Annotated in this window: 10 protein-coding genes; 5 read left to right on the forward strand and 5 right to left on the reverse strand. The window is 70.9% G+C overall.

The features are described from left to right. Positions 1-205 precede the first annotated feature (205 nt). The 5 genes from ACZ4Z5_RS28465 to ACZ4Z5_RS28485 are packed head-to-tail and all read right to left on the reverse strand — an operon-like array spanning position 206 to position 5588. A complete protein-coding gene (locus tag ACZ4Z5_RS28465) occupies positions 206-1516 on the reverse strand; it encodes a DUF58 domain-containing protein (RefSeq protein ID WP_468267756.1) in 1311 nt (436 codons plus the stop codon). Positions 1517-1524: 8 nt separating this feature from the next. Next, positions 1525-2499, reverse strand: a complete 975-nt coding sequence (locus tag ACZ4Z5_RS28470; RefSeq protein ID WP_468267759.1) for an AAA family ATPase — start codon at positions 2497-2499, stop codon at positions 1525-1527. Next, positions 2496-3686: a DUF4350 domain-containing protein gene (locus tag ACZ4Z5_RS28475; RefSeq protein ID WP_468267762.1), complete on the reverse strand. Its 1191-nt coding sequence runs from the start codon at positions 3684-3686 to the stop codon at positions 2496-2498. The genes ACZ4Z5_RS28470 and ACZ4Z5_RS28475 overlap by 4 nt, the downstream gene beginning before the upstream one ends. Then, positions 3683-4366, reverse strand: coding sequence for a DUF4129 domain-containing protein (locus tag ACZ4Z5_RS28480; protein WP_468267765.1), 684 nt, complete (start codon positions 4364-4366; stop codon positions 3683-3685). Before ACZ4Z5_RS28480 ends, ACZ4Z5_RS28475 begins: the two co-directional genes overlap by 4 nt. A 4-nt stretch (positions 4367-4370) precedes the next feature. Next, positions 4371-5588 carry a DUF7847 domain-containing protein gene (locus tag ACZ4Z5_RS28485; RefSeq protein ID WP_468267768.1) on the reverse strand — a complete coding sequence of 406 codons (1218 nt, stop codon included), beginning with the start codon at positions 5586-5588 and terminating at the stop codon, positions 4371-4373. Between the two features lie 368 nt (positions 5589-5956). On the opposite strand from ACZ4Z5_RS28485, the gene mtrA reads away from it, so the two are divergent. From mtrA to hpf, 5 genes are all read left to right on the forward strand, one after another. Then, positions 5957-6646, forward strand: coding sequence for a two-component system response regulator MtrA (mtrA, locus tag ACZ4Z5_RS28490; protein WP_468267771.1), 690 nt, complete (start codon positions 5957-5959; stop codon positions 6644-6646). Position 6647: 1 nt separating this feature from the next. After that, positions 6648-8684 (forward strand): MtrAB system histidine kinase MtrB, encoded by a 2037-nt coding sequence (mtrB, locus tag ACZ4Z5_RS28495; protein ID WP_468267774.1) that lies wholly within the window; start codon positions 6648-6650, stop codon positions 8682-8684. After that, positions 8674-10509 (forward strand): LpqB family beta-propeller domain-containing protein, encoded by a 1836-nt coding sequence (locus tag ACZ4Z5_RS28500; RefSeq protein WP_468267777.1) that lies wholly within the window; start codon positions 8674-8676, stop codon positions 10507-10509. Before mtrB ends, ACZ4Z5_RS28500 begins: the two co-directional genes overlap by 11 nt. A gap of 105 nt (positions 10510-10614) precedes the next feature. After that, on the forward strand, positions 10615-11358 hold the full coding sequence (locus ACZ4Z5_RS28505) for a ComF family protein (protein ID WP_468267780.1): 744 nt from the start codon (positions 10615-10617) through the stop codon (positions 11356-11358). 313 nt (positions 11359-11671) lie between these two features. Beyond that, positions 11672-12361, forward strand: coding sequence for a ribosome hibernation-promoting factor, HPF/YfiA family (hpf, locus tag ACZ4Z5_RS28510; protein ID WP_468267783.1), 690 nt, complete (start codon positions 11672-11674; stop codon positions 12359-12361). The last annotated feature ends 140 nt before the right edge of the window (positions 12362-12501 follow it).

Consider the following 12501-nt stretch of genomic DNA (forward strand, 5'->3'; position numbering starts at 1 on the left):
CTGCAGGGGGGACCCTGTGGGAGAGTAGGACGCCGCCGAACTAATTGTGAATGGGGAAGCCCCGCACCGTGAGGTGCGGGGCTTCCCTGCGTTGTACACCCCTTGATGTGCCTTGGTGTCTCCGACTTGCCGGATGATCGTCGGAGCACCGAACGGAATGGCGGCCGGCTGCAGTACCAGCCGGCCGCCATTCCGGCAGAGACGATCAGAGGCGACCCGCGGCCTTGAGCCCGAGATAGGCATCGGCAAGAGCAGGAGCCAGTTCCTCGGGCGGCTCGTCGACGACAGTGACACCGTGGCGACGCAGCTGCTCCGCCGTACGGCGACGCTGCTCGACGGCCTGAGCGCCCGCGGCCGCCTCGTACACGGCATCGATGGAGCCGCGGGACTTGGTCATCTCCGCGACATGGGGATCGGCCACGGAGGCGACCATCACCGTGTGGCGCTGCGTGAGTTGGGGGAGCACGGGCAGCAGGCCCTCCTCGATCGGAGCCGCTTCGAGGCTGGTGATGAGGATGACCAGCGATCTGCGCGGTGTGCTGTGCAGGGCGGCCGCGCTGAGGCCGCGGGAGTCGGTCTCGACGAGCTCCGGCTCGAGTGTGGCCATGGCATTGACCAGCGACGGAAGCAGATCACCCGCCGCGCGTCCCTGCACTTGGGCACGGATGCGGCGGTCGTAGGCCAGAAGATCGACGCGGTCGCCTGCGCGAGACGCCAGCGCCGCGACCAGCAGGGCGGCGTCCATGGAAGCGTCGAGGCGGGGGACGTCGCCGACCCGGCCGGCCGATGTCCGGCCGGTGTCGAGTACCAGGAGGATGTGGCGGTCGCGCTCCGGGCGCCAGGTGCGCACGGCGACCGCGGCCTGGCGCGCGGTGGCCCGCCAGTCGATGGAGCGGGTGTCGTCACCGGGGACGTAGTCGCGGAGACTGTCGAACTCGGTCCCCTCACCACGCGTCAGCACGCTGGTGCCGCCGTCGAGTTCACGGAGCCGGGCCAGCTTCGACGGCAGGTGCTTACGGCTGGTGAAAGGCGGCAGGACCCGCACGGTCCAGGGCACGTCGTGGTTCCCCTGCCGGGCGGCGAGACCGAGCGGGCCGTAGGAGCGCACGGTGACACGTTCGGATCGCCGGTCGCCGCGGCGGGCGGGGCGCAAGAGCGTCGTGACGCGTCGCCGTTCGCCTGCGGGGACGGTGATCCTGTGCCGGGACACGCTCTCGTCCGCCCCTGAGGGCCAGCTGCTGGGCGGCCAGGCGTCGCGGAGCTGGGCGCGCAGTGGGCGACGGGATGGGTTGGTGACGGTGAGGTGCACCTTTGCTTCGTCGTCAAGTCGAACTGATGTGTCGCCACTTCGGGTGAACTGAAGCCTGCGCACTGGTGCGGCCAGAGCGTAGTCGCACACAATTGCGAGGGTGAGGGGAGCGTTCACCGCGAGCATTCCCGACCAGCTGGGGGCGAGGATGCCGACCGGGAGCGAGCCCAGGGCCGCGATGAGGGCTGTGCGTCCTGTGAGGGCCATCGTTCGCCTCAGCGCGGGACGGGGACGTGAGCGAGGATCGCGGAGATGACGGAGTCGGCCGTGACACCTTCCATCTCGGCCTCGGGCCGCAGTTGGATGCGATGCCGGAGGGTCGGGAGGGCCAGGGCCTTCACATCGTCCGGGGTGACGTAGTCCCGGCCGGTGAGCCAGGCCCAGGCACGCGCCGTCGACAGCAGAGCAGTGGCGCCTCGGGGGGAGACGCCGAGAGTGAGCGAGGGGGATTCACGCGTGGCACGGCAGATATCGACGACGTAACCGGCAATCTCGCTGGAGACCGTGGTCTTGGCGACCGCGGCCCGGGCCGCCTCCAGGTCTGCAGGGCCTGCGACCGGGCGCACGCCTGCGGCCTGCAGATCCCGGGGGTTGAAGCCCTCGGCGTGACGGGTTAGGACGTTGATCTCGTCGTCGCGTGAGGGCAGGGGGATCGTCAGCTTGAGGAGGAAGCGGTCGAGCTGGGCTTCCGGCAGTGGATAAGTGCCTTCGTACTCGACCGGGTTCTGCGTGGCTGCGACGAGGAACGGCTCGGGCAGGGGGCGCGGGACGCCGTCGACCGTGACCTGCCGTTCCTCCATGGCCTCCAGCAGGGAGGACTGGGTCTTGGGGGGCGTCCGGTTGATCTCGTCGGCCAGCAGCAGGTTGGTGAAGACCGGGCCGGGCTGGAAGGAGAACTCGGAAGTGCGGGCGTCGTAGACGAGTGAGCCCGTGACGTCGCTCGGCATGAGGTCGGGGGTGAACTGGACGCGCTTGGTGCCGAGTTCGAGGGAAGCGGCGAGCGTACGGATCAGAAGCGTCTTGGCGACGCCGGGCACGCCTTCGAGCAGGACGTGACCGCGGCAGAGCAGAGCGACGACGAGCCCGGTGACGGCCGGATCCTGGCCGACCACGGCCTTGGCGATCTCGGCGCGCAGGGCCTCCAACGAGGCGCGTGCGCTGTCCGAGCTCTCTACGGGCTGGGCGCTCATGAAGTGCGTACCTCTCTTTCGAGGGTGTCGAGTTGGTCTGCCAGACGGACTAGTTCGGCGTCGTCCACAGGGACGGTGCCGAAGAGGAGGGAGGAGAGGTCCCGGTCGGTGGCGGGCAGCCGTGCGGCCACCGCGGGGACGAGGACGCCGGGAGAGTGGGCCTGGGTTGCCGGCACGCCGAGCAAGGGGGCGAGGCGGGTGCGGGTCGCCGAGCGCAGCACGGTGGCCGCGCGGTCGCGGGCGTTGGCCTTGCGGTAGAGGCGGGCACGGCCCTCGGCCGACTCCGAGGCGCGGATGACCACCGGCAGTTTCTCGGTCACCAGCGGGCCGAGTCTGCGGGCACGCCAGACGGCGGCCAGTACGGCGGCGATGAACAGTTGGAGCGTTGCCCAGAGCCAGCCGGGCGGGACCAGCTCGGTGAAGCTGCGATCCGCGTCGTCGGTGGCCGTGGCATCGGAGAGTGAGGGGAGGTACCAGACCAGATGCGGGCGGGAACCGAGGAGTTGAAGAGCGAGCGAGGCGTTGCCCTGCTTGGCGAGACGGCTGTTGAGGAGGATGTCCGGTGCGCCCAGGAGGACGGTGTCCCCGCCGTGCGGGCGGTTCACGGTGAGGACCGTGGGCAGGCCGTCGGCGGGATAGCAGCCGATGGCGCCGGCGTTCGCCGTGCGGTAGCGCATGCGGCCGGTGTCGGCGCGGCCCGCGCGGACGGCTTCTGGCGCGGAGCACTCGGGGGCGCGTGCGGTGACACGGACCGGGGGGACGACGGCCGTCACCCCGGGGGCCAGTGTTTCGGCCGAGGCGTGGCCGGCGGAGACCAGTACGGTGCGTCCACCGGAGTCGGTGGACGCCGCGCGCAGGGCCTGCTGCTGATTCTTCGTCAGAGCGTCGGGCGTGATGATGAGAAGGGTGGTGTCCGCGGCGACGGCGGCGGTGGCCTCGTCGAGGGTGGTCACGACGCGTGTGTCGACGCCGTGGCCGCGCAGCAGTTCCGCCACGGCGCGGCTGCCGGAACGGTCGGCGGAGCGGGGGTCGAGCCGGCCGTGCTGCTCTCCGGAGCGTACGACGGCGAGGGCGATGGCTCCCGCAAGCACGATCACGGCGGTGAGCAGCAGTCCGCGGGTGCGCGTCCACACCTGCTGGGGCGTGGGCGCGGTGGAGGTGGATGGGGGAGTCGTCGTCACCGTCATGGGGCTGCTCCGTCCACCGAGCTCAGGACGGGCTTGGTGCGTTCCAGGTCGAGGTCCAGTCGGCGCAGCTCCTCGTATGCCTCCTGGGTCGCGGTCCGGCCGCCGTATGTGACGTCGTCGAACTCGCGGGCGGCGGCGCGGAGTCCTTCGGCGTGGTGGGGAAGGGACAGGGCGGCCTCTGAGGCGGCTTCGTCGGCGGTGCGTCCGGGCCGCGGTTCGAGGAGGGTGCGTTCCTCCAGGGACCGGACGATCGCGCGCATCCGTTCCTGGACGGCGTCGTTCCAGCGGTGGCCGGCGGCGTGGGCCTCGGCGGCCGTGCGGTGGTCCGCGGCGCTGCGGGGAGAGTCGTCGAAGAGGCCGGTGCCCGTGGCGGGAGCGCGGCGCGGAGTGCCCAGTCGCCACCAGAGAGCGGCGACCAGGGCGACGACGACCGTGATGACGACGGCGACGCCGACGATACCGCCCGGTGTGGCACCGGCCGCGGCGTTGAACAGGTCGTCGACCCACTCCCAGAAGCGGTCCAGGGCACGCTGGATCAGTCCGGGATCGTTCTCGTGGTACATCGGCTTGGACAGCTCGCGTTCGGCCGCCTCGCGGGCGGGGACGCGAGGCGTGTCCACCGGTACGTCCCGGGTGGTGCGGATGAGCCACGCCGGTGTCATGCCCCCCGTTGCGGACACCGCATCAGCTCCCGCTGGTGTCGTAGCCGGGCACGCCCGCGGCGCGGGCGAGTTCGAGGTCGAGTGCCTCGCGGCGGATGCGCTGGTCGATGTAGAGCAGGACGGTGACGCCGGCGGAGATCGGGTAGGTGATCGCAGAGGCGATCACGGATCCGATGCCCGTGATGACGAGGAAGGCCCAGCCGTACTGGGTGCTGGTCCCCGTCATGACGTTCTGGAAGTTCTCCATGTCCGCGATGAGCGCGATGATGGTGAACGGGACCGCGATGATCATCGAGACGATGGCGGTCATGACGAGCGTCAGGACGCTGATGCCGAAGATCCGCCACCAGGCTCCGCGTACCAGCTTGGCCGAGCGGTGCAGCGCCGTGATGATGCCCTGGCGCTCCAGCATGAAGGCGGGAGAGGCGAGGCTGAAGCGGATCCACAGCCAGACGATCGCCGCGGCCGCCGCGAATCCGCCGAGCACGGCCAGGGTGATGCCCATGGTGGACCCGATGAGCAGTCCGGGCAGGATTGCCACGGTCATGATGACGCCGGCCAGCACCGGTACGACCAGGCTCAGGCCCAGCATGCCCAGAAGGCGCGGGCGGGCCTCGCGCCATGCCTCGGAGAAGCTGACGGGGCGGCCCAGGACCGACCGGCTGACGATCATGGTGAGTATCGCCGCGGTGACCACGATGCCGATCTGGGAGACGAGCACGACCGGGAGCAGCCCGAGCAGGCTGTTGGTCGTCGACTCGGCGATCTGGCCCATGGCCTCGGCCGGGTCGGCGCCGGGCTCGACCGGCTGGGTCTGGGGGACCAGGAAGCGCTGCGCCAGGATGACGCAGAGCTGGGTGATGACGGCGACGGTGAGCGTGACGCCGAGAACGGGACGCCAGTGTGCGCGCATGGTCGACACCGCACCGTCGAGGATCTCGCCGATGCCGAGGGGGCGCAGCGGGATGACTCCCGGCTTCGCCGCCGGCGGCGGTGCCCATCCCGAACCCCAGCCTCCTCCGGCGCCTCCGGGGTGACCGGCCCAGCCCGCGGCGGTACCGGGTGCGGTGCCCGAAGGGGCCGTGTGGGCCGGCGGGGACCACTGTTCTGCCGGCGGCTGCTCCTTGGACCACTTCGGGGTGCTGTCCGCGTCTCCGGAAGCGTTCGGTCCTGGCGCGCCGTGACCCGGTTCGTCGGAGGGGGCGGATCCGGGCGAGGCCCAGCCCGGAGACTCGTTCATCGTGGCTCCTTCTCGTGCCCGGCCGCGGGTGGGGCGGCGGGATCCCAGCCATCGTGCCATGGGGTACGGACGGCCGTTCCCGGCCCCGTCACTGCTGCGTACTTTCGATTACCGGGGCGGGACGGCGAGGGGGCGAAGGCCGGGAGTGACGGAGCTCACTATTCCGCTTGTGTCGGCGGTACGGGCGGCTGCTGCCGGGGCGCCGGTGGGACCGCTGGGAGCCGGGGGTACGGCGCTGCGTTCGTTGCCGGGACACCCGAGTCGGTGACGGCGGCCAGGGGCCGGAGAGGCGTCATTACGCCGCTCACGGGCGGCGGAGGGGGCCGCTCTGTGGTCCAGGTCACGACGGGTCCCCATTAGCTAATGGGATGATGTCGATTATGAAAGGACGCGTCCTTGTCGTCGACGACGACTCCGCACTGGCCGAGATGCTCGGGATTGTGCTGCGTGGTGAAGGTTTCGAGCCGTCTTTCGTCGCCGACGGTGACAAGGCGCTTGCAGCCTTCCGGGAGACCAAGCCCGACCTGGTGCTGCTCGACCTGATGCTGCCCGGCCGGGACGGTATCGAGGTGTGCCGCCTGATCCGGGCGGAGTCCGGTGTGCCGATCGTGATGCTCACGGCGAAGAGCGACACCGTCGATGTGGTGGTCGGCCTGGAATCCGGCGCCGACGACTACATCGTCAAGCCGTTCAAGCCCAAGGAGCTGGTGGCCCGTATCCGGGCCCGGCTGCGGAGGTCGGAGGAGCCGGCCCCGGAGCAGCTGGCCATCGGTGACCTGGTCATCGATGTGGCCGGCCATTCGGTGAAGCGCGACGGCCAGTCGATCGCGCTCACTCCCCTCGAGTTCGACCTGCTGGTCGCGCTCGCCCGTAAGCCGTGGCAGGTGTTCACCCGCGAGGTGCTCCTCGAGCAGGTGTGGGGATACCGGCATGCGGCGGACACCAGGCTGGTGAACGTGCACGTGCAGCGACTGCGCTCCAAGGTCGAGAAGGACCCGGAGCGTCCGGAGATCGTCGTGACCGTTCGCGGTGTCGGCTACAAGGCGGGACCGAACTGATATGGACCGGGGCGGCGCTGCTCGGAAGCCCGGGGGGCCGGGAGACCGTACCGGGCCGGCGTCCGCCGGTCCGGGGCGCAGCGTGTCCCGGATGAGGCGGCTGGCCCAGGGGGGCCTGCTGCTGCACGACGGGTCCGTCGGCGGCCCCGTGCTGCGGTTGCTCGCGCGCTGGATCCGCAGGCCGTTGCTGCCCGCGGTGCGGCTGTGGCGGCGCAACATCCAGCTCAGGGTCGTCGCTGCCACGCTGCTGATGTCGCTGGGCGTGGTGCTGCTGCTCGGTTTCGTGGTGATCGGGCAGGTGCGCAACGGTCTGCTCGACGCGAAGGAGAACGCGGCGCAGATCCAGGCCGCAGGCGGTTTCGCCGTGGCCAAGGAGATAGCCGACGCTCCTGTGGCGCCGGGTGGCCAGGACGGCGACGCCGCGGAGGGTCGTACCGCGAAGAGCGCCACGAACTGGCGTTCGGATCTGGTCGGGCAGTTGGCCAGCGGCGGTCAGAGCGCCTACGAGGTGGTGGCGCTCAGCTCAGCGTCCAGCGAGGCCGGCGGCAGCAACCGCGGCCCGCGGGTCTCCGGCCAGGTCGATCCGACGGCGAGCGTCCCCGAGACGTTGCGCGAGGCGGTGGACCAGGGTGCGGGCACGTTCCAGGCTTTCACCAGGATCCGCTACACCGACGGCGAGGAACCGGTGCCGGGCCTGGTCATCGGCAAGCGGCTGAACGACGTCCAAGGCGAGCCGTACCAGCTGTACTACCTGTTCCCGCTGACGCAGGAAGAGAAGTCACTGACCCTGATCAAGGGCACGCTGGCCACCGCCGGGGTGTTCGTCGTGGTGCTGCTCGGGGCCATCGCCTGGCTCGTGGTGCGCCAGGTCGTGACGCCGGTGCGGATGGCCGCAGGTGTCGCGGAACGGCTGTCTGCGGGGCGGCTCCAGGAACGCATGAAGGTCACCGGCGAGGACGACATCGCCCGTCTGGGCGAAGCCTTCAACAAGATGGCGCACAGCCTCCAGCTGAAGATCCAGCAGCTCGAGGAGCTGTCGCGGATGCAGCGCCGCTTCGTCTCCGACGTGTCGCACGAGCTGCGGACGCCCCTCACGACGGTGCGGATGGCCGCGGACGTCATCCACGAGGCGCGGGTCGACTTCGATCCGGTGACGGCCCGGTCCGCGGAGCTGCTCGCCGGGCAGCTGGACCGTTTCGAGTCGCTGCTCGCCGATCTGCTGGAGATCAGCCGCTTCGACGCGGGCGCGGCCGCACTGGACGCCGAGCCGATAGACCTGCGCGATGTGGTGCGCCGGGTCATCGAGGGCGCCGAGCCGCTTGCCGAGCGCAAGGGCAGCCGTATCCGGGTGGTCGGGGACGAGCAGCCGGTGGTCGCCGAGGCCGACGCCCGGCGGGTCGAGCGGGTGCTGCGCAATCTCGTCGTCAACGCCGTCGAGCACGGTGAGGGCCGGGACGTCGTGGTACGGCTCGGTGCCGCGGGCGGTGCCGTCGCGGTCGCGGTCCGTGACTACGGCGTGGGTCTGAAGCCGGGCGAGGCGACCCGGGTCTTCAACCGGTTCTGGCGGGCCGACCCGGCTCGTGCCCGTACCACGGGCGGCACGGGTCTGGGCCTGTCGATCGCGGTGGAGGACGCGCGGCTGCACGGCGGCTGGCTGCAGGCGTGGGGTGAGCCGGGCGGCGGTTCCCAGTTCCGGCTGACGCTGCCGCGTACCGCGGACGAACCGCTGCGCGGGTCACCGATACCCCTGGAGCCGGAGGACTCCCGGCATCGCCGGGAGATGGCCGAGGCGGGGCCCGTGCAGGAGGGTGCCCACCGGCTGGTGGCGGTTCCGGTGCAGTCGGCCGGTGACCGCGGGAAGCTGCCCGCCGCGCCGCACACCGTGGTGGCGCCTCGCGTGACGGGCCCGTCGGCCGATCCGACGGCGTTGCCGGGCAGCGTGGCCCGGGTGGTGGCACGTGCGGCGGGGGACGCCCGCACGGAGGACGACGGGGCCCGGGAGGTCCCGGACCGGGAGGGAACGCCACGTGGGCGCTGACGTTGTCCGCCGCCTCGGGGGGCACGCACCGCGGACGGCCGTACTGCTCGGCTGCGCGCTGGTGGTGTCCGGATGCGCGACGATGCCGAGCGGCGGGGAGGTCGAGCCGGTCGACGCGTCGCAGCGGGCGGACTCCCAGGTCCGGGTGTACGCGGTGCCGCCGCGGGACGGCGCGCAGCCGACGGACATCGTCGACGGGTTCCTGGAGGCGATGACGAGTGACGACGTCCGCTTCACGATGGCCCGCAAGTATCTGACGAAGAAGGCGGCCCGCGACTGGAACCCGGGGGCGGCTACGACCGTTCTGGCGGACGGTCCGACGCACCGCGCGCTTCTGAGCAACGACCGGGACGGCTCGGAGGGCCACGTCTACGAGCTGAGCGGCTCCCAGGTCGCCGTGGTGGACTCCCGGCATGCGTACAAGCCCCTGGTGACGGAGTTCCGGAAGCAGATCCATCTGGTGAAGGAGGACGGGCCGAAGAGCAAGGAATGGCGCATCGACAGCCTTCCGGACGGTCTGCTGCTCGGTCAGTCCGACTTCCAGCGGCTCTATCAGCCCGTCAACAAGTACTACTACGCGAGCGGTCAGGACCGTCTCGTGGCGGACCCGGTGTACGTGCGGCAGCGCATCGACCCCGAGTCGAGGATGGACCCGGTCGCCCAGTCCGTACGGACGCTGCTCGAGGGGCCGACGAACTGGCTGGCCCCGGCGGTGGATTCGCGTTTCCCGAGCGGCACGGCCCTGAAGGGCGACGTCGTATCGCTGACACCCGACGAGCAAAACACGCTGAAGGTGCCGCTCAACGACAAGGTGTCCGACGTCGATGTGACGCAGTGCCGGAAGATGGCGGCCCAGCTGCTGTACACCGTGCGGGACGTGACGTCGTCGCGGATAGGCCAGGTCGAGCTGCAGCGGGCGAACGGTTCGCAGCTGTGTCTGCTGACCGCCGGTCAGGCGGAGTCCTATGCACCGGTCGTCACCTCGGTGAAGCCCCGTCAGTACTACATCGACGCCGACGCGCGGCTGGTGCGGATGGCGGACGCCGCCGCCGACAGCGAGGCCGAGCCGGTGGCCGGTCCGCTCGGCAGCCGGCAGGTGCGGCTGCGCACGGCCGCGGTGTCACGTGACGAGCAGTACGCGGCGGGTGTGTCGCAGGACGGCCGTTCGCTGTTCGTCGCGTCCCTGGCGCAGGGCGGCGAGCTGGGCGCCCCGCTGGCGACCAGCCAGGACGTGAAGCCGGGCGGCGGCCTGTCGGCGCCGAGCTGGGACGGCCGCGGCGATCTGTGGGTCGCTGACCGCGACCCCCGGCGTCCCCGTCTGCTGTGGATGGCACAGGGCACCGGGACACCTCAGGAAGTCGTGGTGAACGGCTTGAAGGGTGGGCGCATCGAAGAGCTGAGGGTGTCCGCCGACGGTGTGCGGATCGCGATGCTGGTGTCCGCGAACGGCCGTACGTCCCTGCAGATCGGCCTGGTCGAACGCACCGAGTCCGAGGGCAAGCAGAGCGTCTCCGTGGTGGAGCTCCACGAGGGTGCCCCGCAGATGGAGGTCACGGCCATGTCGTGGGCCGGTCCGAGCCGGCTCCTGGTGGTCGGCCGTGAAGCCGGCGGGGTGGAGCAGCTGCGGTACATGCGGACGGACGGTTCGACGTCGTCGGCCGGGGCGCTGCCCGGCGCCAACAAGGTGAAGGCGGTCGCCGCGTCGGACGACGAGAAGCTGCCGGTGCTGGCGCTGTCCGAGGACGACGGCATCGTGAAGCTCCCGCACGGCGCCAACTGGAAGACGGTGGACAAGAAGGGTCTCGCCCCGGTCTATCCGGGCTGACCCCTCCGCGGCCGGTGGGCAGGCTCGTCCGGACGGCGGAGGACGGCCTGCCACGGTTTTCCACAGGAGTGGCCGTATCCGTCGGCTCCGCGGAAAGTGGAGTCCGTGCGGACGAGCTGGTGGCGGGAGATCACCGGGCTGGCGCTGCCCGCGGCCTGCGGCGGCTGCGGGCGCCCGGACGCGGAGCTGTGCGGCCGGTGTGCCGGGGAGCTGTACGGGGCCGCGCCCCGACGGGTGCGGCCCGACCCCGAGCCGGCCGGGCTCCCGGCGGTGTATGCGGCCGCCCCTTACCGGGACGCCGTGCGGGCGGTCCTCCTCGAACACAAGGAACGGGGCGCTCTGGCCCTTGTACGCCCCCTGGGCGTGGCGCTGGCGGGGGCCGTGGAGGCCTGCCTCACGGCATCCCCCGCAGGGCCGTACGGGCGTATGTACCGGCGTGTCGAGCTGGTGCCGGTCCCGTCGGCGCGGGGCGCGGTGCGGGCGCGCGGGCACGACGCGGGGCGGAGGATCGCGCTCGCGGCGGCGGCCGAGCTTCGCCGCCGGGGGCTACGGGCAGGTGTGACCTGTGTACTGCGGCAGCGGCGTGCGGTGCGGGACCAGTCGGGGCTCGGAGCCGCGGAGCGGCTGGCGAATCTCGACGGGGCGCTGGAGACCGCCCCGGGAGCCGTACGTCTGCTGGAGGACTGCCGGATCGTCCTGGTCGACGATCTGCTGACGACGGGTGCGTCGCTGGCCGCGGCGGCGCAGGCGTGCGCACGCTCGCGCCGGCCCAGGACAGGCGGATTCCGCCCGCTCGGAGCCGCGGTTGTTGCAACTTCTCCGCTTGCTTTCGAAATAAACGGGAACTGACTGGGATCTTGCATCGTTGCAGGTGATCAGAGGGGAAAAAGCCCTGAACGGAGGTACGTGCGAGTAGCGGGTGCCGACATCCGTCCGGGCGAGCTATGTTCGGTTGTGAGGAATGGCGAAAGCCGCGCCTCGCTGAATGCGCAACTGCGCTTCGGGGTAATCCCTGCCTCGAAGTCGGTGGGGTGTGGATCTTCCCCCCGTGGGGGAGGAGGAGGTGAACTCGCCAAGTCCGAGACTCCGGCAATCACCGGAGTCTGGTGCAAGAGGGAGATGCTCCGCGGACAGGCGGAGCGATCCGGGAACGGAGTTCTGCGTGGACATCGTCGTCAAGGGCCGCAAGACCGAGGTGCCCGAGCGGTTCCGTAAGCACGTGGCCGAGAAGCTGAAGCTGGACAAGATCCAGAAGCTCGACGCCAAGGTAATCAGCCTCGACGTCGAGGTGTCCAAGGAGCACAACCCCCGTCAGGCCGACCGTTCCGACCGCGTGGAGATCACGCTGCTCTCACGGGGCCCGGTGATCCGGGCCGAAGCAGCGGCCGGCGACCCGTACGCCGCACTCGACCTGGCCACGGCCAAGCTGGAGGCGAGGCTGCGCAAGCAGCACGACAAGCGCTTCACCCGGCGTGGCAACGGCCGTCTGTCGGCCGCCGAAGTACCCGATGCCGTACCTGGCGTGGCCACGCTCAACGGCAGCGGCGAAGTGGCCTCCGAGGGGATCTCGGACGCCATTCCCACCACCAGGATCGGCTCCCTCGAGATCCAGGGCGAGGGTCCCCTCGTGGTACGCGAGAAGACCCACTCCGCGGCACCCATGTCCCTCGACCAGGCCCTCTACGAGATGGAGCTGGTCGGCCACGACTTCTATCTGTTCGTCGACTCCGACACCAAGCAGCCGAGCGTCGTCTACCGGCGGCACGCCTACGACTACGGCGTGATCCACCTCGAATCCGACCCGTTCGCCACCCCGCGGTCCGCCGGCGGAGGCAGCGCCCTCGGCGGATGACCCCCCTGGTACGCGCCACGACGTTGACACCTCGGTGACCCGATCCGGTGCCCCTGGAGAGGCCGTGCGCCCCCAGGGGCACTGGTGTGCCACCGCAGGATCACCGCTCGGGCGCTCGGGCATGAAATCATTGCCGCGCG

The sequence above is a fragment of the Streptomyces sp. NPDC030222 genome (assembly GCF_055573115.1).